Raw genomic sequence first — 19,109 nt, 5'->3', positions numbered from 1 at the left:
CCGTGCCGCTCTCTCCTCGCGAATCCGGCCGGACGGCATGGTACGTTCGAAGAATTTGTCCGTACCGGAAGGAATGTCATGGACGCCCCTTCTCCGCACAGCGAGTTCCTCGACGAGGCGCTTCCTCGGATTCAGCAGGATTCGAGAGTGGCCGGTGTTGCCGTCTCGGGGTCGATCGCGGGGGGACACCCCGACATCTACTCCGATGTCGATCTGATCGTGGTCATCGATGACGGGGCGTTCGACTCGGTCATGCAGGAGCGACTCGCGCTGATCGGCTCTTGGATCACCCTTGTGGCAGGGTTCACCGGGGAGCACGTCGGCGAACCACGCCTGATCATCACGCTGGTCGGCCCGCCCCTCCTCCACGTCGACTTCAAATTCGTGCGGGCCTCCGACTTCTCCGAGCGCGCCGAAGACCCGGACATCCTCTGGGACCGAGACGGCAGCCTGGCCGGCTCGCTCGCGGAGCATCCGCTGACGGCCCCGTCGCTCGACCTCCAGTGGATCGAGGACCGGTTCTGGATCTGGGTGCACTACGGTGCGACGAAACTCGGCCGCGGTGAGCTGTTCGAGGTCATCGGCTTCCTCAGCTACCTGCGCGAGACCGTGCTGGGTCCTCTGGCCGCTCGACGGGTGGGTGCATCACCCCGCGGCGTCCGCCACCTCGAATCCATCGCACCGGATGAGGCGCGCGACCTTCGGGCAACCCTCTGCGGCTACGACCGGTACGATGCCGGCCGGGCTCTCCTCGCCAGCGTCGAGCTCTACCGGAGGTGGCTCGACGACACCGGCGCGGCGATCGAACGCCGCCGCCACGCCGAAAAGCTCGCGCTCCAGTACCTCCACGACGTCATCGATCAGGAGAGCTGACCGAGCTACCCCGGCGCGCACCGTCCGGCGGGCGGTACGCGCGGCTGGCTCCAGGTGGGGCCAGGGCGCCGACTATTGGCCAGGGCTGCTCTTCCCTCCACTCGCTCCATTCCTGAACCGAGTGGGGAGCGGAAGTGAGCGCCTTGCAGGTGGCGAGGCGGGGCCGCCACCTTTGGCCGAACCGCTGTCTGCGCATGTGGACCGGACACACCGAGCTCGGTGTCAGTCGATGGCCTGGTAGAGCGTGGTCCAGAAGTCGTGGATGAGCCGCGCCGAGTCCGGGGTGGACATCCCGACCTGGGTGAGCAGGATTCCGGTGAGCTGGTTGTCCGGGTCGGCGTAGGCCGTGGTGCCGGTACCGCCGTCCCAGCCGAACTGGCCGATGGGCGCGTGGTCGCCACGACGGGTGCGCACTGCCATCCCGAAGCCCCAGCCGCCCTGCTGCCCTTGGCCGACCGTGATGTGGGCGATGTTCCTGTACATGGTGTCCCGGGCCGATTGTTGCTCGGGTGTGAGGCGGTTGGTGGTCATCAGCTCGACGGCGGGCCGGGACAAGATCCGTTCGCTGCCGTGCATGCCGTGGTTCAGCAGCATCTGGAAGTAGGCGTGGTAGTCGTCGGCGGTGGAGACCAGCCCGCCGCCGGCGCCTTGGAACGCCGGAGGCCGGCTGGTCCTTCCGCCTTCCGCCTCGTCCCACACGAGGAACTCTCCGGTCTGCGGGTCGGGGCCGTAAAGGGGCGGCAGCCGGTCGATCTTGCCGCCGGGCACGTGGAAACCGGTGTCCTTCATCCCCAGCGGATCGAGGATGCGTTCGCGCAGGAACGTCTCCAACGGCCGGCCCGTGACCCTGGCGACCAGCACGCCGAGTACTTCGTTGCTGAGGTCGTACTGCCACCGCTCTCCAGGCTGGTACGACAGCGGCAGCTCGCCAAGGCGGCGCATCCACTCGTCCGGCTCGGGCGCCGGCCCGGACGCCACGCTGTAGTCGGTCCGCTCGAACGTCGCGGCCCTGATCGGGGAGTCCAGCAGATCGAAATCCACTCCGAGCCCGAACGTGGAGGTCATCAGGTCCCGTACGGTGATCGGGCGCTGGGCCGGCACGGTGTCCTCCAGCGGGCCGTCGGGCCGCTTCAGCACCCGGCGGTCGGCGAGTTCGGGCAGCCAAGGGTCCACCGGCTCGTCCAGCCGCAGCCTGCACTCGTCGAGCAGGACCATCGCCGCCGCCATCGTGACCGGCTTGGAGGTGGACGCCATCCGGAAGATCGTGTCCCGGCGCATCGGCGCGCCACCGTCATGACGCATCGTCCCGATCGCTTCGACGTGCGTCCGGCCGCCGCGGCTGACCAGGGCGACCAGCCCGGGAATCCTCTTGGACTCGACATGCCGTGCCAGCACCTCGCGCAGTCTGCGGAGCCCTGCTTCGGAGAAGCCGCTGTTGCTTTCACTCATCATGAATGTCCTTGTCCATAGGTATTCGATCCCTGGAACCCTCCGCCGGGAGGAGGGGACCGGGCCCCCTTCGAGGCGGCCATGCGATGAGCGTGCACCCTGCCCCAAGGTCAAGGTCAACCTCTATCGCGGCCATGGGCTGACCGGCGCCGATCCAAGTCCCCACCGTGGAGGAGGCGTTCAGCCCCGACTACGTCGCCACTCAACGAGAGGCCCTGGTACTGGCCCGAGCCCTGGTCCCGGACGTCTTCGACACCTTCCTGACCAGGCTTGAACACGGGCTTGACGATCCCGAGTTCGTCGAGCTGACCAAGCGCGGCCTGGATGCGACGTCCTGGGATCCCGACGACCCGCGGATCGGGGAACTGGCGTCCGCGCTGGCCGACAAACTCCTGGCCAACCGCACGCTGCTGACCATGCCGACCGGACCTCGGAACCGGCCCGACGCCTCCGCCCGGTACGCACTGGTCAACCACCACCGCGAAGACCAGGAGCCGTCCATCGCCCGGTTGAACACCCTGGTCGAGGCAAACCTACGCGCAGCCGGCATCGACATCCCGCATCAGTGACGGCCGCCCAGCAGACCCGATGCTCCGGCAGGACGCCCGCCCCACCCCGCCACGTCCGGGCCGGGCCGACTATCGAACGGCCCCCTGCGCTGTGGCGCCCGGCCGCAAGTCAGCGCGCCGTCGTTGGGGAGCCGAGGTGAGCAGGTCTGGGGGAGACCTGTGCGCGAGGTGGGGAGATTCAAAGTTCCGGCCGTGATTCCGGATGCTGTTGGTGATCTCCGCTCGGCGAGGTGAAGTCTGCTGGTTTCGGCCGCTGTTGACGCACTTGGGGGTGGTGCCCTGGCGAGAGCGGGCGACTTCGGCGGTCGGAAGGGTGGCCGCAGCGGCAATGGGTTCGGGATCGGGGCGGGTGATCGATGGCGAACGGGACAGTGTGGACCGGCTCGGGGCCGGTCCACACCTCAGCTGGTGCCGACGCCGCAGTGTGTGTCGACTATCGGTCTTCCGTGACGTTGTCCCGGCGTCCTGGAGCGGTCAACGGTTGTGGTGTGTGGGCGAGACGGCCGCAGTCTGCGTGCCTCGCGGACCGAATGCACCGCCGGCGGCGGCACCAGCGGTGAGGGGCCCGCTGGGGCTAAAGGGCCCATTGGCGCCAAAGGGTCCATCAGGGCCGAAGGCGGCTCGCTCGGACGATGGCGTGCTGCCCTCGGATGCGGGAGCCGCCGAGGCCGTTGTTCCGATACCACACGTCAGCAGCGCGGCACTTCCCATCAGGACCACGATGCTTCCGACACGTCGATTCTTCATGATCTGCCATCTCTGTCAGTCGGACAAGGTTGTACAAAATCAACGAACCGGAGGGAAGTTGGATGCGCGTCAGTTCGCGGCGGGCGGTGCGAGGCGTTGCAGGTAGTAGTCGAAGGCGGCGCCGGAGCCGGTGAGGTACAGCGAACCGTCCGCGGTGCTGGTGAGGCCGATGACCTCTGAGATGGACTTGTTGAGACCGGTGACGCCTTCCCAGCCGGAACCGGTCCAGCGGACCAGGCGCTGCCGCTGGGAGAAGTCGAGACCCGCGTAGAGCTGCCCGTTGTAGTAGGCGAAGCCGTGGACGTACCCGGAGTCGGTGCCCGGCGCACCCGGCGTGTTCCGGTGGGTCCAGTTCTTGCCGTCCCAGTGGATGATGTGTGCTCCGGGACCACTCTCGGCCACGGCCGCCCAGACGTCGTTCGGCCCGGTACTGATGATCTGGCCAACGCTCGCGCTCGTCACCGACGCGGGCACCGGTACCTCGGTCCATTGCGTGCCGTCGAAGTGCAGGACGAGCGCCCCGCGGCCGCCGCTGCTGGTGGAGCGGCCGCCGGTGGCCCAGATGTCGTTCTCCGCCTTCACCTCGAGAGCCCCGAGGCCACCCTCCATCGCCGAGAACGTGGTGGTGTTCCAGTGCGTACCGTCCCAGTGGGTCACCGTCGGGTGGGAGAAGCCCGAGGCGTCACCGATCCGGGTGTCGCCGACGCCCCACAGGCTGGTCCGGCTGACGGCCTTGGCGGCGACGATCTCCAGATTCTGTGTGTCGGGGTTGAGATTGGCCGACCAGGTGGTGCCGTCGAAGTGGTTGACCCGCCACTCTTCGCCAGGTACGCCCTTGAACCCGATCGCCCACAGGTCGTCGGGGGCGGTGGCAGTGAGGATGTCGAGGCTGGCGTTGGCCGGCGCGGCCGGCAGCTTGTTCCATGCCGTCCCGTTCTTCTGCCACAGCTCGTGCTGGGACCAGCAGCCGCCCATCCCGCAAAACGCATCCGTGGTCCTGGCCAGGGCGCTCTGGCTGTCGAACGGGATGAGTAACGAGGTCTTTTTGTCTCTGGGCTGGGGCAGGGTCTCCCAACCGGGTGTGGTCGCGGCGTTCGCGGGTGCGGCCAGCAGGGCCACGCCCACAGCTGCCGTGGCCAGCAGGGCGGCGGCCGGACGCAGGCCGCGCGTAAGGTTCCTGATCATCTGTGCTCCGTGGGGATCGATGCGGGTCGTTCCCGGCTCGTGCGGGGAACTTCGCGCTCACCTTCCCTCCCGGAGCCCGTGGTGGGCGCGGATGCCATCCGGGCGTCGAGCGGTTGTGGGCCCGGCCTCAAGACGGGCGGCGCTTTCCGGACAGCGGGCGCGCGGTCACCGCCCCCGGAGCGGCAGCCGCCAGATCGCTGTCGCACAGGTTCCCTCCGATCCAGAAGCACATCTGCCGGATCAGACAGGGATCTCCTTGGGCGCAGCTCTTCTCGAATGGAGATCGAGGTCAGGCAGCCAGGCCGCATCATGCGGGCCTAGTTTTTGCTCAGGGTGCGGGTCAGCCCGGCGAGCACGGCGGTGGTCAGCATCCAGCCGATCGCGATCAGTCCGTAGGCCATCGCTTGAAGGACTCCGCTGGACCAGTGCCATACATCGCGCTGGCCGAGTCCGCCGATGGGGATCAGCAGGTCTAGCGTGTAGACGATGGCGTTGAAGCGTGGCCCTTCACCCGGCTTGTTCGGACTCGGAGTGTGGGCGCCGAAGACCAGTGCGCCCATCAGGGTCAGGATGACGAGCCAGGCACCGGCCAGCCAGGGACGGTAGCCATAGCCGACGGCTCCGTCGAGCAGATAACCCCAGACGCGGCTCCACAGTCGCAGCGAGCGGCGGCGGTGGCGCTGCTTGGCCAGGAGGATCCGGCGTGCCTCGTCATCGTGGCCGATCCGGCGGCAGTGACCCGCCAGTTGTTCGTATGGTTGTGGCGCATACCCGGGATTGCGGCGAATCCACTCCAGCCTCCGACCCACCGTGTCGGACGCAGACCGGATCGAGTCATAGGTGAAGCCCTCCAGTCGTATCTCGCCCGTCCAGCTACGGGCGTCGTCCTGGACCCAGGCGGCGTGTGCACCACGCAGATCGACGGCGCCGGCGGGCGCGACCGCGCAGCGCAGGTCGAGATCCTGGGCACGCAGGCCAGTGGCCACCAGAGATTGGGGAACGCTGGCGAGGGCAGCCTCTTCGAAGGAGAGCAGATCCGTTGTCTGCGCCCCGCGCAAGCGGACACTCCCGTCGGCCGTGAACCCCTGGGAGCAGTGGATGGACGAGACCGTCACGCTGTCCGCGCCGAGGGCGATGCCGCCCGGGGCCTCCAAGCACGCACCTCGCATGAATAGCCCCCCGACAGCCGCGCCCCCGGGAACATCACCTCTCCCCGGGCGTGGAAGCCGTCCTCGCACACAACCGCGCCGCCGTCCATCACGATGCCGCCCGCCGACAGAGCGATACCGTCCGGAGCTGACAAAACGGCCCCGTCGAGGCGCAGCCCGCCCGCCACATGGGCATGGATGAGCTCGACCGCGTTACGGCGGTCCTGCGCCCCGATCACAGAGCCACGCAGGTCCAGGCGCCCTCCGATACGGGCCGAGGGGGCCCAGAAACCGGGTACCCGGCTATGGGCCACAGCGACCGCGAGCGTCGACGCGCTGTCGAGACGCACCGTCTCCTCCAGCCAGCAGCCTTCGAGGTGGAGCAAATAGCGCACCTCAGCCCCCTCCAGCGCCAGAGTGCCGGTAATCCGCGCCCCGAACAACCGCAGGGCTGCGCCGACCCCCGACCGCTCGCCATGCTCTCCCAGTAACAATGACGCCAACACCTCGGCCCGCAGCGTGCGTTCGGGGCCCCGCCGGCTTCCGTCCCCCACGTCGTCGCCCTCGGTATCGCCCGACCGCAGATCGACCCGGCGCCCTTTGGGAAAGGCATCCCACAACTCCCGCTCCGGAGCGGTCAGTTCCTCGTATCCCAGCGCCCAAGAAGGCTAACGACGTGGTCCACTATTGAGTGGATCAGCTCGTGACGTGGCGAGGGGCAGCGTGGGCCGAAGGTGCCTTTACGGTCAGGGAGAATGAGGACATGGAGCTGCATGGGGACAGGGTCGTGCTGCGTTCGGTGACCGATGGCGATACTGAGGTCCTCGAAAGGGTCGTACGAGAACCGGAAGTCGCGGCGTGGTGGTCGCCTCCGGGCGGCTATGAGGGCATGCTGGCCGTCGTTTTCGAGGGTGAGGTCATCGGCGCCGTTCAGTTCGAAGAAGAGACCGATCCCGAGTTCCGCCATGCCGGCATCGACATCTTTCTGACGGCGAGGCGCCACGGGAAGGGGCTCGGTGCCGACACGGTGCGCACACTGGCCCGGTGGCTGGTGCGGGAACGCGGCCACCACCGGCTGACCATCGATCCCGCCGTGGCCAACACTGTGGCGATCCGCTGTTACGGCAAGGTCGGGTTCAAACCCGTGGGGATCATGCGGGCGTACGGACGCGACCCTCGGACGGGCGCCTGGCAGGACGGGCTGCTGATGGATCTGCTCGCAGACGAGCTGTCCTGAGGCAATCGCCCTCGAACGCTTCGGGGCGTGACGTGACGGCGGCTGCACGGGTTCTTCGGGTGTGAAGACGAAGTGGGCCCGTGCGGTCTTGTTCCCTCCTTCCTTCACCGGCATCTCGCGTGCACATCTCGATGGCTTGATCGAGGAGTTGGCCGCCCCGTGGCAGGCACGGCGGGAGTCCGCGCTGTACGAGCCGCGGGGCGAAGCACGTCGGCGGGCAGCCGGTGCGGGCCCGCAAGCACCAACTGGTCTTCACCGACCGCGTGCCAGTCACCCTGGCTTACCACCGCGTGCTGGGCACCCTGGTTTACCTGCGCACCCAGCTCCCGCACGCCGCACTCGCCGAGCTGTACGGCGCGGGCCGCTCCACCGTCACCGAAGCGATCGGGGAGATCCAGTCCCTGTTCGCAGACCGCGGCTGCGCCGTCCCCGACCTGCCCGGACTGCGGCTGCGCACCCTGGCAGACGTGTTCGCCTACGCCGAAGCCGAGCAGGTCGCACCGCGCATCGACGGCACCGAGACCCAGGTCCGCCGCCCCAGGGCCCACCGGCCCGGCCGCTGCGTGTTCGTGTCCGGGAAGAAGAAGCAGAACACAGCCAAGACCACCACGATCAGCGACGGCCAGTGCCGCACCCTGTGGTCCGGGGCCGACAGGCCCGGCCGGGATGTACGACCAGACCTGTCTGCGCACCGAAGGCATCGCCGAGCTGCTCCGCCAGCACCCGAATGTGAAAGCCGAGGCGGACGAGGGCTACCGGGGCCTGGCCAACGAGTTCCCCGACCAGATCTCGGCACCGTCGAAGAAGTCGATAAACACCGTAAGGCCGACGGATCACACGTGCCCAGAGCAGCCCGATCAGCATTCTTTCGGACGCCCCTTCCCTTCAGAAGAGGATTCGCCAACGAACGTTCACGCAGCCCAGGCTGGAGAGCCTGCCCGGCGCGCCTCCAGGCTTGGGGCCTGAGGTGCACCACACGCCTCGCTGCCGCAGAGTGGTTGTGTCCGACCAATCACTAGGAGTGGCCAGCATGGGCAAGAAGAACAGACGGAGCAGTGAACCCGAGTCCGCAGGTGAAGCAGCGCCCGATGCCTACAGCTCGTCGGCCCGTGGAAAGGGCAACCGGACCCGAGCGGGGGACGAGAAGCAGCCCGGCGATAGCAGCGCTACCGGCTCTGACGTGGTTGAGGAACTTGAAACGTACGACGGGGGTAAGACAAACAAGCACGTTCCGCCCAAATGGTGAGCAGTGAACCAGCCTGAGCCCCGGCCTTCCCCGAAGGGAGAAAGCGAAGCTCAGGCATGCTGTGGCAGCCGGCGGAGGTCACCAGCGGGGCCGGAGGCGACGCCGCCTACAAACAAGTCGGAACTCGCAGGCATGGGGGCGCCGTACGGTGGCCCGGTGGGGAACGTATTCGGTGGCCATGGACGGCATCTGTACCTGTCCAACGGGGCCTGGAGGTGTTCACCGAGGCGTTGATGCTGGCGGTGTCCGATCTCGCCGATGACGTGTGGGATATCCGCTTCGCAGCTCTCCTGACGCTGCAGGACCAAAGCATGATGGGACGGGGCGCTGTCGGATTCGACGTGGAGGACATCGGCTGGGGCACGACTCCCCAGGCGTGCTCCCGGTCGAAAGACTTCGTGCTGCGCGCCGTTGCACGTTCATCGGTGAGTCGGGTCGGGGGAGGGGCGATGGCGGACGGTGATCTGATGTAGTCGTCCCACTGCAGGCCCTGCAGGACGTTGACGTCGTCCAAGACGCGCAGCATGCCCAGCCGTTCGCGCCCGTGGAAGGCGAATTTCACGAGGGCGACCTTGACGGAACTGCGGACAGAGCCGCAGGGCGTTCTGGCCGCTCTTCCGTGGTGACTACGCCATGAAGGTGGCTAGCGTGGTGTTCAGCGGCCCCGTCGAGGCGACTCCAACGGGCCCCGGTTCTCGGATGATTCGTGAAGATCAGGCGTTGTGAGATGGGCCCGGAGGGTGGCTTGATCCGGGACCACCGTGTCCTGTGGCCCCGATATTTGAGCGGCCCGTCCATGCTGTAGGCATGCCATTTCCTGATGAGTCGGCTCCCGTGGCGGTGTTGGACTACCAGCCGCAGTGGGCAGTGGACTTCGAGCAATTGGCCAGGACTCTGCGCGGTGCGCTCGGAGATAAAGCCTGGTCGATCGATCATGTCGGCTCCACCTCGGTGCCGGGTCTGGCCGCCAAGGACTGCGTGGACATCCAGGTCCGTGTTGAGGCGATCGACGAAAGCGCGCAGAGTGGGCTGCTTGAGGCGATCGGCTTTCGCTGCCGCCCTGAGCCCTGGAACCGCGCCGAGGTCTCGGGCGGCCAGGACTGTCGCAAGTTGGTGTTCGCGCCGCCGGTCGGTGCTCGACCCTGCAATGTGCATCTGCGCGAGGAGGGCGGCCCGAATGTCCGCTTCGCTCTTCTCTTCCGGGATTGCTTGCGCGCCAATGAAGCTGCCCGCCGGTCGTGGGGAGCGTTCAAGAAGCGCCTAGCTCAGCGTTCCGGACCTGTTGGACTACGGGCAGATCAAAGCCCCGGCCACGGAGGTACTGATGACGGCAGCCGAACACTGCGACCGAAACAGACTGGCAGCCCGCGCCGAGCCCGTCACGAGGCAGGTGATTACCTGGTCCCGTTGGCCTTGTCCGCTGTTCGCTTTGGTGCGGGCGAGGCGGTAGGACTCGGTGCCGGTCTCGATGAGGGTGGCGTTGAAGGTGAGCCGGTCGACGATCGCCGCGCAGAGCGCGGGTGTCGGTGAAGGTCTTGGACCAGCCATCTGGGGCTGGCACTTGTTCCTACACAAGGGTTGCCCTGTCACCTGGCCGCATCCCGTCCCTGCGGTCCTCGTTGGTTCTCGCGGTGGCAGGCTGGTTTTCAAGGTGCCGCCTTGACCACACCCTCAATCCCGGCTTCGGCCTTCGCCTTCACCGAGATGCTCTTGGGCGAAGGACACCATCACTGTCCGGGGGATGCCGTCCTCGATGACGAGGGTCGTGCACGGAGACGAATGTTGGGGTGGTCGGAGAGGGCGGGTGGCGTGGGCCGCTTCTGATCAGTTCCGCGCTCACCCGGCCCGCGCCTGGGCGACAATCCGCTGCACGCCCTGTCCAGCTCCTGAGCGGCCAGCTCGCCTCAGCTGTCGCGATCTCCGTGTTCGCCTTCGGCCTGCGCCTGGTCGCCTGGGACGGCACCGCGCTCGACGTGCCCGACACCCCCGCCGCGTTCGGGTTCACCCGGCAAGAACGGCGTCAACCAGAGCGGGCACCCGCAGGTCTCGCTCATGGCGCTGGTCGAGTGTGGCACATCTGCATCCCGAAGGGCGGCCGACATGTTGCATGCCGGCCGCACCGCCGTCGCGTTAGATGTCGCGCGAAACTGCATGACTAGGGCCTGTCTGATAGGTCGCGTGAGCGCACCGTTGGCGGAACGCCACGCCAGACCGCCCTGATCGCGTTGGGCCGCGCCCCTACCGGAGATCTCCGTTGTGTGGTCACGGGTGTGCGGACTCGATGCCCCGGCGTGGCGGGTCGCCGCCGCCCTGGGGATCCTGGTCTCCCGCCCTGGTGGTGAACGCCAGCCCAGCGCCCTTCATATGACCCATTTCGTCCCGCGCGTAGCCCATTTGGCGATGGGCAAATCTGACAGCATGATGACCCTTCGCGGAGCCGTATCGGCTCTCTTCGCCGCTGGCCTCGTCATGGGAGTGCCGGCGACCGCAGCCGCCGACGCCTCCGCCGCCCCGGCCCCACGGTGGCCGGGTTCACCGCCTGTACGGCGAACAGTGCGAAATCCTCGACGAAAGAACACGACGGCCCGCACGGGCATCATGCCGCAGCCAGCACCTGTCCCACCTGCCGTCACTACCCGAGCGACCCAGCTCGATGACCTGCGAGCCCGCCCCCGGCCCGCGCTGGCGCCATGTCCCGGCGCGCGCGGGTCGTAGGCCACGTCGGCCCATACTTGCGCTCCAGCGCACGCATCGGGAGGCCCGCACGGTAGTCGCGACGGATCGTCGCGTACAACGCGACCTCGCTCGCCGATATACGCATCCGAGCCCCACACGAACAACGCAGCCTAGACAGCGGGCTGTTCTGCGCCCTGGCCCGTCGGTGCTGGTAGCTGCGGTGTAGGCGGCAGCGATGGTGTGTCCACCCGCTCAGGCCGTGCCTGTGGGCGAATCTCCGATGAGGCCTTGTACGAGGGGGAGATGGATGTCGGAGGAGTCCTTGGAGGCGTGGACGCTGGTGGCTCCGCTGGGGAGGTCGGTGAGTCGGCGTTCGGTGGATTCGAGGAGGACGTGTCCCCTGCAGTTCTTCTCCTTGTGGATGCTGGCTCGGTAGCCGCGGGGGAGGTCGATGGTCTTGATGTCCCGGGTGAGGTTGACGCACACGTTGCCCGATCGCGGACTGATGGTCAGGACGCTTTTGTCGGCGGCGTGGGCGGCTGGGGTTGCCAGCATGGGCGCGAGGATGAGGGGGGCTGTGAACAGCATTGTCTTCTTCATGCCTTGACAACGATGAAGACCCGCTGAGGAAACCGACCCTGGTCGGGCTGTCCGATCGCTCCCTCCTCACCGAACGACACTTCCTCAGTGCGGCGGTGGGTCCTTGGGGCTTTCACCTGCCTGAAGGGCCATCCGTTCGGCGGCACGCCGTGTCACCGTGCTCCCAACAGGACAGGCCCTGCGGCTTTCCTCCCCAAACCGGCGAGCCCGCCGGGATTGTTGAGTTCGACGAGTCGACCCGTCACTTCCTTGCCACCGGACGCGGTCCGACCATCGGCGGGCACCGGCTCGGCTGTCGCCCGCCTTGACATACGACGGCGCGGCGTCTTCGGCGGCATCCTCCACGAGTGCCGACATGCCGTGTGACCTGCGCGGATGCGTTTCTTGGCAAGGGCAGGCCCGCCCCGATCCATTCGCTGCGGCCGATACCCTGAGGTCACCGAGGATGCGAGTTATCTGATAAGCGGGGCGGATTTGGATCGCGGCAGTCGTGAAATTCAGCGTGTCACTGAGGAGTTGGGACATATTCCGCATTAGTTTTCATGCTCGTACGAAGTCGATCAACTTCTGATTGCTTCCGTTCGACCTACCGGAGATGAAATTGCGCAAGCTTCGTAAGGCCGCCGTTGTAATCGCCGTGCTGGGCAGTGTTGGCCTCCTCGGCGCAGGCACCGCAAATGCCCACGGTGGGAGCCGGGGCGGGATGAACTCCTTCTCCAGCGACGGGGAGGACGGCGGAAAGCGCGGGAAGGGGGATGTCTTCAACGTCTCCCAGGGCACCCAGTGCCGGTCGCACGACCTGAACATCGACGTCCTCGGTGCGGTCGGAGTCCTCAACGGCGTGCTCGGGGGCGCGCTCAACGGCGAGGGCAACGCGGGTGCGCAGCAGGCCAAGCTGGGCTCCAGCATGGGTTGTAACAACGCCGCCTTCGAGAAGTAAGGACAGGCAGTCCCGGTGCCGAGCCGCTGTCTGGGCACCGGGACTCGTCGAGCACCCGGTCTGTGCTCCGCCTGAGATCGGCCACCCGCCCAAGACCCGCTCTGCGGCTGCCTTTTCGCGAGGCTGCTCCCGCCCCGCGCCGGCGCAGAGAGACTGCGCCTCTTCCAACCGCCGGACACCCGTCACCCTATCGGCCTGCACTCCGTCCGTCCCGGGCACGTCGATCTCCTGACCGCCGTCCCGCCAGGTCCAGATGGCGGGCCACGCCCCCACCCCGGTGGGCAGCCGCACGCGTGTCTCCAGCACGTCTCCGGTGCGAACCACGAACCCCTCGGGGCTGCCCTCCGTGGTCAACAGGCCGGTGTTCCAGGTGCCGTCAGGGTTCCGGGTCGCCCGGAACACTCCGCCACGGCTGTACGACGGATCGTCGACCAGGTAATCCAGCTTGTTGTCACCGGGGTTGACCGGACCGCCGTCCGGATACGCCGACGAGCGGCCCGCGACCCACTGCGTCCGCGAAGCGAAGTCGGCACTGAACACGACCGGGCCGTCGGCCGCCGGGGAACGGCCGCCAGAGCGCGGTCGGCGCAGAAAGGCGCGAAACCACGCCGGAGCGTTGGAAAGCACGAGTCCACACTGCCCAAGTGCATGCCGACATATCCCTCGAAGGCTATTTGGTGATGGGCTGCGCGCGGGAGCCCCGGGTAGTCGAGCGTGCGTCCCGGGTGGACGGTCCTGTGGCAGCCCACCCCCAGCCCTCACCCCCGCACATGCAACCCAAACCCGCTGCGCCCTACCGGCTCAAGGCCCTGCCTGAGGTGCAGCGAGGGGATCTCGTAGTCGCCGAAGTTCTGCCGCCGGAACGCGATCGGCTCGGTCGACTCCAGAGTGAGCAGGCGCTGCTCCCAGGCCTTGGCAAGGGTCGGGTAGTCCTCTTCGGTCAGCCGGTCGGCGCCGTACACGACGAACGGCGGGAGCGACTCGATGCCCGGGTAGTACAGGATGCCGTGGTGGATCGGGAACAGCAGGTCGTCGATGGGGCCGTTGATGCCGCGAGCGGCGTAATGCGATTCCGGGCCGCCGATCGTGACCGACAACAGTGCCTTCCTGCCGGCCAGCGTGCCCTCGCCGAAGCGCTCGCCGTACTTGGTTTCGCTGTGCTCGCCGACTCCGTACGCGAAGCGGTGCGTGAACACCCGATCCACCCAGCCCTTGAGGATCGCGGGCATCGTGTACCACCACAGCGGGAACTGGAAGACGATCGTGTCGGCCCACAGCAGCTTCTCCTGCTCGGCGCGGACGTCCGGAGTGAGCGTCCCCGCCTTGAAGGCCCGGCCCGAGTCGCGGGCGACCCGCAACGGGCTTGAGGCGTCGGCACCGTAGTCCACGGCGTCCACGACCGCCTTCCAGTTCATCGCATACAGATCGCTCACCCGTACCTCGTGCCCTGCGCCCTCCAACATGGACACCGCGAGGTCCTTCAGCGAGCTGTTGAGCGACTTCGGCTCCGGGTGGGCGTGGACAATCAGCGTCTTCATGGGAACTCCTTCGGATCGGATGCCTTCGATCCTGGCCGCTGCGGCGCCCGGCGTTCAGGGGCGCCTCTTCCGTCGGACGGGACTTCCTGGTACTGGCAGGGCCACCTTCACCAGCTCCAGCGAAGCCATACTGGGGGCATGGACGATCTTGCAGGCTTCCTGCGCACCCGGCGCTCCCGAGTCGACCCGGCAGTTGCTGGTATCCCCGTCGACGGCCGCCGCAGGGTTACAGGGCTGCGCCGCGAAGAGGTCGCACACCTGTCCGGCGTCAGCGTCGACTACTACGTGCGCCTGGAGCAGGGCCGCGCGACCCAGCCCTCCGAGCAGGTCCTCGACGCGCTCGCCCGCGTCCTTGCTCTCGACGAGACCGAACGCGGACACCTCGACCGCCTCGCCCGGCAGCCCCGACGCCGCGCGAAGGCGCCGGACGGGCGGCTTCGGCCGGAGGTTCTGCATGTCCTCGACCTGGTCACCGGGGCACCCGCGCTGGTCATGAACCACCGCCTGGACGTGCTCGCCGGGAACCGCCTCGCAGGACTCCTCTTCGGCCAGCCGATGCCGGGCCTGAACACTGCCCGGCACATCTTCCTCGAGGAGGCCGAGCGCGGCCTCTACGCGGACTGGGACAACTGCACCCTCGACGTGGTCGGGCACCTGCGCCTGGCCGCCGGTAAATACCCTGAGGACCCCCGCCTGGCCTCGCTCATCGGCGAACTGGCGATGGGCAGCGAACGCTTCCGCCGCCTCTGGGCCCGCGCAGACGTGCGCGCCCGCACACATGGACACAAGGCGTACCGGCACCCGCTGGTCGGACTCCTTGAACTGCACCAGGAGAACTTCGCACTACCGGATGAATCGGGTATGGAGCTGCTGGTCCTGTCCGCAGCTCCCGGCAGCCCCGCCGAGGACGGACTGCGCCTGCTCGTGGGCCTGGGCGCGGACAGCGATGACGCGAATCTCACAGTGAACGCTCAGGTCCGCCGCTAACGGGCTGCCCCGTGATTGATCTTGGTCGCAGGTGGGGACGTGGCGAAGGCCGCGCGAGTTGATTCGGGTGTGATGACGAGTTGTCAGTCAGGCAGGGTCGAGCAACGGGGGGACTTCGGGCTGGGGCATGCCCAGGGCTAATTCAAAGCCCCACCCTCCTCGCATCGTTGCAGGTCAGCGGCGCGCGATAGATCGGTCATGGAAGCCAGTCTGACGCCTCTTCAGACCACGCGACGGTCAGTAGTGCCCTCTGGCCTGCGGCGACACCCAAGCAAACGTACTTGCGAACGCGGGCAGGATTCGGCGTCGGCGGACTTTGAATCAGCCCTGGGGCATGCCACGGACCGGACCGCGAACTCTTCGGGCATCGCGTCGAACGGGATTCCTGCTTCTGGGGAGTCCTTGACTGGACTCGTGGCTTGGGAGCGGACCGAACCTCTCCGTCATAGGGCCTGTCCGATAGGTGGCTTCGACACCCTGACGTCCGCGACCAGCAGATGCCGCCGCCAGACATGATCTGCCGGCTCACCGGCAGCGTCGCCGGGCGGGTCCCGCGGCTGGAGAGAATGGCCAGATGCAAGATATCTACGGCCTTCCCGACATGGACGAGGTGCCTCCGGCACTGCGGAGCGTCCTCGCGGCGGATAAGGCCGAGAGGGCTGCGCGGGTCCTGACGCCCGAGGAGGCTGCGTCATTCGCCAACTGGGCACGCGTTCCCGCCGAGACCGAAACGCCCTGGCTGGCCGCACTGTCCGGTGACGACGGCCCGGCTCGCTGCTGCGTCCCTCGGCCTCGCGGACCTGGCGGCGGAGCAGCCCGGTGAGGTGGGCGAAGACGCCGTCCTGGTCCCATCGGGCGAAGTAGCCGTAGACCGTCTGGTGGGGCGGGAAGTCGTGGGGCAGGTAGCGCCAGGGGATGCCGGTGCGGTCCACGTACAGGATCGCGTTCGTGATCTGGCGGAGGTCGTGTTCGGGCGGGCGTCCGATGGCCAGGGCCTGCCGGCGGCGCTCGGCCCGCCAGGCCGTGAGGACCGGTTCGATCAGCGCCCACCGTGCGTCGGAGAGGTCGCTGGGGTAGCCGTCGTGCCCGGTCATGTTTCAGATGTACTGCGGGCCGGCCGTCCTGGCGAGCGGTCAAAGAGCACCGTTTCGGCGCGTGTTGGAGCCGGACGGGAGAAGTCCGGACGAGACAGGTCTCCGCTTTCGCAGGAGAAGACGGACTTCTCACCGCCCGCTGCAGCACCAAGGAAACGCGGACGGAATACCGTCACAGGTTGCCGTGAAACAGGACCAAACACTCAGTTAGAGCGTGTCCGATAGGTCGCCTGTAGCAGCATCCGCCGTACAGGCCCTAGCGCTGTACGGGGATCCGGGCACCGCGTCGACGTGAGTGGTTCCACTTGCAGTCCGGGCACTGTCCGCGCAGTTTGAGGCATGTGCGGCGGACGGTGCGTAGTCCCATGGCGTCGTGGCGCGGTCCGTCCGGGCCGCCGATGTCCGTGACTTGGAGGGCGGCGAGGGGGAGGACGGCGATGACGTAGGCCAGGCCGTACAGCCAGCGGCGCACGGTCTGAGGGAAGCGGGGCCGCGCGGTGGTGTCGACGCGTACGACGCGCAGCAGGGTGGCGTGTTTGCCCAGGCTGGCGCGTGTCCATACGGTCAGGAGTACCTGGTTGGTGAAGGACGCGGCGAGCATCGCGGCCACCGCGATCGCCAGGCCGTGCAGGCCGGTCACCTTCCATGAGATGTCCGAGCCGGCTCTCGTGGCCAGGCTCTCCTGTACGACCACGCTGATGATCAGGACGATGAGTCCGCATAGTGCGGCCCAGATCATGTCCAGGAGAACGGCCAGGTCCCGGCGGGGGTGATCGCCGATGGGGCACGGCAGATCGCGTGCCACCGGGCTCGCCGCAGCCTTGGTCTCGCTCACGCGCGTGTCCCCTCCCGCAAGGCGGACGGGCAGTCCGCTGAAGGGCTCTGACGATACTTCGTGTCCGCGTCGGCCCTGCGGCAGGCCGTGCGGCAGGGCGGGTTGCCTTGGGCCCGGCGGCGCTTTGGTGGGCGGCCGGTTGTGCCCTGTGGGGGAAAGTACGTGCGGCGCATGGGGCGTTCGGTGTGCTGACGGGGGACGGCGGTAGGGACGTGGATGGGCCCGGAGGGTTCTCAGACCGCGTGATAGCGACTGCGATCGTTTCGGGTCGCCGTTCCCTGCGAGCCCGCCTCGACGCTGCCCGGCGTATCCCGGGCCACGCGGGGTGGGGCGGGAGTTCACCCCGCCGGGTGAGGTCTCATGCCGGGCGGGCCGCGCAGCGGATTCTGCCCCGGCCGGTGTTCGGGCGCGCGCGGCTTGGGCGTGCTAGGCAGGAATGCTGCGTCCGTGGCCCGCTGGCGGCCCAGTCGAGCGGGGTCCGGTCCGCGACCACCGCGGGCGCGGCCGGGGTTCCGGGGCCGCCGGGGAAGCGACTGGAGCGACTGTGGGGTGGGGACCCTGGCCGGGCGGGGCAGGGTCCAGGGGGGCGGTTCCTGCCCGCGTCGCCGGCTCAACTGGCCGGTCGACCACCACGACACGGCCCTTGCGCCTGTCCTACCCGCACGGTGGAACCCGGGCCGTCCGGATCCGTGGAGCGGTCCCGAACGGCGGGGTGCCGGGGCAGGATGGCTGTATGAAGAAGAAGTGAACCGCCAACGCCAGGCCGAGCAGGCCCTCCCGACGGCCCAGCGGTCACTCGTCGGTGCAGATGACGGTGTCCTGGTGGATCTGTACGGGTCTGGCGCCGGGGTGGCAGTCGCGGGGGATGTACCGGCCTTGGGCGCATGTGTAGAACCCGTGCTCTCCGACGGACATGGCTCCTTCGCGCTGGCAGGGTCCGAAGGGTGTTGGGTGGGGTGTTGCGGTGCTCGGGGTGGACAGGGGGATGACGGCTGCGCCGGCCAGGAGCAGGGCGGTGACGATCGGGCGGGCACGTATCGGGTTTCTCCTGTTCTCGTGGGGTGGGGCGCCCGGTCTGCTGACTTCGGCTCGTCAGGGTGCCCCTCTGCTGAATCGGACGCAGTCGGCCTGCCCTGCTCTTTATTCCCCCGCGCATGTGGAACGACGTGTTCGATCATGGGTGGATGACTGCCTTCTATCATGTGTGCTTCGCCGTGCCAGATCTCGATGAGGCGATGCATGACTTTCAGCGTGCTGCCGGGGTCGAGTGGGGCATTCCCCAGCCCGGCAGGCTCGGCGAGTGGGACTACCGCATCGTCTTCAGCGCCGGCGGCCCGCCGTTCATCGAGCTGATCGAAGGTCCTGCGGGCAGCCCCTGGGATGCGTCTCAGGGAGCCAGGTTCGACCACCTCGGATTCTGGTCCAGTGACGTCCAGCAAGCATCACGGCGCCTGGAGGCGCAAGGGATGTCTACAGACTTCACCGGCTGCCCCTACGGCCGCCCCTTCGCCTACCACCACGTGGACAGCATCGGGGCACGGATCGAACTCGTCGACACCGGCCAACAGGCCACGTTCCTCAGCAAATGGCATCCGGGTGGGGACACAATGCCGACCATCGACGAGAGCCATCACAACTGAGCGCGCTCCCCGAGGCCCGGCCTGGCGTAGCCATCCACCCTGACGGGCCGACATCAGTAACGCGCGGTGGTTGTCGGTGGCTTCGCGAATGTCATCTGAGGCCTCCGAGTGCGGTGACGGTTTGGATGACGTACCCGGCGACGGTGGGGAGGTCGACGACGCCGCTGGCGGGGGCAGCGGCGGGGGTGCCGTCGGCTGTTGCGGTGGTGGTTGTGAGTCCGAGGATGCAGGCGGTTGTGAGGAGGATCGCGGCGGTGCGGCGCATGGGGGGATTCCTCTTGTTGTTGAGGTAGTTGAGGTTGAGTCGGTGACTGGTCCAAGCTGCCGTATGACTGGTCGAGTCGG

At 67.8% G+C, this 19,109-nt stretch carries 17 protein-coding genes and 5 pseudogenes; 10 read left to right on the top strand and 12 right to left on the bottom strand.

What is annotated here, in order from left to right; all coding sequences use genetic code 11:
• Nucleotides 1-78 precede the first annotated feature (78 nt).
• A complete protein-coding gene (locus tag ACIQ8J_RS18515; protein WP_403273270.1) occupies nt 79-873 on the top strand; it encodes a nucleotidyltransferase domain-containing protein in 795 nt (264 codons plus the stop codon).
• Between the two features lie 222 nt (nt 874-1,095).
• Here ACIQ8J_RS18515 and ACIQ8J_RS18510 read toward each other — a convergent pair whose 3' ends face one another.
• Nucleotides 1,096-2,322, bottom strand: a complete 1,227-nt coding sequence (locus ACIQ8J_RS18510) for a serine hydrolase domain-containing protein (RefSeq protein WP_403273271.1) — start codon at nt 2,320-2,322, stop codon at nt 1,096-1,098.
• 167 nt (nt 2,323-2,489) lie between these two features.
• Here ACIQ8J_RS18510 and ACIQ8J_RS18505 point away from each other — a divergent pair, with 167 nt between their 5' ends.
• Nucleotides 2,490-2,891, top strand: a complete 402-nt coding sequence (locus ACIQ8J_RS18505; protein ID WP_403273273.1) for a hypothetical protein — start codon at nt 2,490-2,492, stop codon at nt 2,889-2,891.
• A gap of 816 nt (nt 2,892-3,707) precedes the next feature.
• Here ACIQ8J_RS18505 and ACIQ8J_RS18500 read toward each other — a convergent pair.
• The 3 genes from ACIQ8J_RS18500 to ACIQ8J_RS18490 all read right to left on the bottom strand — a co-directional run bounded on the left by ACIQ8J_RS18500 (nt 3,708) and on the right by ACIQ8J_RS18490 (nt 6,591).
• A complete protein-coding gene (locus ACIQ8J_RS18500; protein WP_403273274.1) occupies nt 3,708-4,823 on the bottom strand; it encodes a hypothetical protein in 1,116 nt (371 codons plus the stop codon).
• Nucleotides 4,824-5,140: 317 nt separating this feature from the next.
• Nucleotides 5,141-5,977, bottom strand: a complete 837-nt coding sequence (locus tag ACIQ8J_RS18495; RefSeq protein WP_403273276.1) for a hypothetical protein — start codon at nt 5,975-5,977, stop codon at nt 5,141-5,143.
• The gene (locus tag ACIQ8J_RS18490; RefSeq protein WP_403273278.1) at nt 5,935-6,591 is read right to left on the bottom strand and encodes a hypothetical protein; all 657 of its coding nucleotides are present in this window, start codon (nt 6,589-6,591) and stop codon (nt 5,935-5,937) included. Before ACIQ8J_RS18490 ends, ACIQ8J_RS18495 begins: the two co-directional genes overlap by 43 nt.
• Nucleotides 6,592-6,734: 143 nt before the next feature.
• On the opposite strand from ACIQ8J_RS18490, the gene aac(6') reads away from it, so the two are divergent.
• The 5 genes and pseudogenes from aac(6') to ACIQ8J_RS18465 all read left to right on the top strand — a co-directional run.
• Entirely contained in the window at nt 6,735-7,208 is a 474-nt protein-coding gene (aac(6'), locus tag ACIQ8J_RS18485) for an aminoglycoside 6'-N-acetyltransferase (protein ID WP_403273292.1), read from the top strand.
• Nucleotides 7,209-7,432: 224 nt separating this feature from the next.
• Nucleotides 7,433-7,570, top strand: a pseudogene (locus ACIQ8J_RS18480) (hypothetical protein); the annotation flags it as partial.
• A gap of 304 nt (nt 7,571-7,874) precedes the next feature.
• Complete coding sequence (locus ACIQ8J_RS18475) at nt 7,875-8,174, top strand: hypothetical protein (RefSeq protein ID WP_403273295.1); 300 nt, start codon at nt 7,875-7,877, stop codon at nt 8,172-8,174.
• Nucleotides 8,175-8,669: 495 nt separating this feature from the next.
• Nucleotides 8,670-8,927 carry a hypothetical protein gene (locus ACIQ8J_RS18470; protein ID WP_403273280.1) on the top strand — a complete coding sequence of 86 codons (258 nt, stop codon included), beginning with the start codon at nt 8,670-8,672 and terminating at the stop codon, nt 8,925-8,927.
• A gap of 334 nt (nt 8,928-9,261) precedes the next feature.
• Nucleotides 9,262-9,669: pseudogene (locus ACIQ8J_RS18465) on the top strand (GrpB family protein); the annotation flags it as partial.
• Nucleotides 9,670-9,873: 204 nt separating this feature from the next.
• Here ACIQ8J_RS18465 and ACIQ8J_RS18460 read toward each other — a convergent pair.
• Together ACIQ8J_RS18460 and ACIQ8J_RS18455 are read right to left on the bottom strand one after the other, a co-directional pair.
• A pseudogene (locus ACIQ8J_RS18460) lies at nt 9,874-10,000 on the bottom strand (ATP-binding protein); the annotation flags it as partial.
• A 1,382-nt stretch (nt 10,001-11,382) separates the two neighbouring features.
• Nucleotides 11,383-11,685, bottom strand: coding sequence for a hypothetical protein (locus ACIQ8J_RS18455; RefSeq protein WP_403607865.1), 303 nt, complete (start codon nt 11,683-11,685; stop codon nt 11,383-11,385).
• Between the two features lie 646 nt (nt 11,686-12,331).
• On the opposite strand from ACIQ8J_RS18455, the gene ACIQ8J_RS18450 reads away from it, so the two are divergent.
• Entirely contained in the window at nt 12,332-12,670 is a 339-nt protein-coding gene (locus ACIQ8J_RS18450) for a hypothetical protein (RefSeq protein ID WP_403277215.1), read from the top strand.
• A 216-nt stretch (nt 12,671-12,886) separates the two neighbouring features.
• On the opposite strand, the pseudogene ACIQ8J_RS18445 reads toward ACIQ8J_RS18450, so the two are convergent.
• A pseudogene (locus ACIQ8J_RS18445) lies at nt 12,887-13,261 on the bottom strand (beta-glucanase); the annotation flags it as partial.
• Between the two features lie 167 nt (nt 13,262-13,428).
• Complete coding sequence (locus ACIQ8J_RS18440) at nt 13,429-14,208, bottom strand: NAD(P)H-dependent oxidoreductase (protein ID WP_403277213.1); 780 nt, start codon at nt 14,206-14,208, stop codon at nt 13,429-13,431.
• 138 nt (nt 14,209-14,346) lie between these two features.
• Between ACIQ8J_RS18440 and ACIQ8J_RS18435 the strand changes: the two genes are divergently transcribed.
• A complete protein-coding gene (locus tag ACIQ8J_RS18435) occupies nt 14,347-15,195 on the top strand; it encodes a helix-turn-helix transcriptional regulator (RefSeq protein ID WP_403277211.1) in 849 nt (282 codons plus the stop codon).
• A gap of 767 nt (nt 15,196-15,962) precedes the next feature.
• Here ACIQ8J_RS18435 and ACIQ8J_RS18430 read toward each other — a convergent pair.
• The 3 genes and pseudogenes from ACIQ8J_RS18430 to ACIQ8J_RS18420 form a co-directional block, all read right to left on the bottom strand.
• Nucleotides 15,963-16,289 (bottom strand): annotated as a pseudogene (locus tag ACIQ8J_RS18430) (transposase); the annotation flags it as partial.
• A 256-nt stretch (nt 16,290-16,545) separates the two neighbouring features.
• Complete coding sequence (locus ACIQ8J_RS18425; RefSeq protein ID WP_403277209.1) at nt 16,546-17,124, bottom strand: RDD family protein; 579 nt, start codon at nt 17,122-17,124, stop codon at nt 16,546-16,548.
• A gap of 792 nt (nt 17,125-17,916) precedes the next feature.
• A complete protein-coding gene (locus ACIQ8J_RS18420; protein WP_403277208.1) occupies nt 17,917-18,039 on the bottom strand; it encodes a hypothetical protein in 123 nt (40 codons plus the stop codon).
• A gap of 269 nt (nt 18,040-18,308) precedes the next feature.
• Between ACIQ8J_RS18420 and ACIQ8J_RS18415 the strand changes: the two genes are divergently transcribed.
• Nucleotides 18,309-18,764: a VOC family protein gene (locus ACIQ8J_RS18415; protein WP_403607863.1), complete on the top strand. Its 456-nt coding sequence runs from the start codon at nt 18,309-18,311 to the stop codon at nt 18,762-18,764.
• A gap of 91 nt (nt 18,765-18,855) precedes the next feature.
• Here the strand turns inward: ACIQ8J_RS18415 and ACIQ8J_RS18410 are convergent, their stop codons facing one another.
• Nucleotides 18,856-19,029 carry a hypothetical protein gene (locus ACIQ8J_RS18410; protein WP_403273338.1) on the bottom strand — a complete coding sequence of 58 codons (174 nt, stop codon included), beginning with the start codon at nt 19,027-19,029 and terminating at the stop codon, nt 18,856-18,858.
• Nucleotides 19,030-19,109 lie beyond the last annotated feature (80 nt).

Origin of the sequence: Streptomyces sp. NPDC094147 (genome assembly GCF_044764265.1) — a bacterium.
Classification (GTDB): domain Bacteria; phylum Actinomycetota; class Actinomycetes; order Streptomycetales; family Streptomycetaceae; genus Streptomyces.
This window is presented reverse-complemented; position numbering and strand designations above follow the sequence as displayed.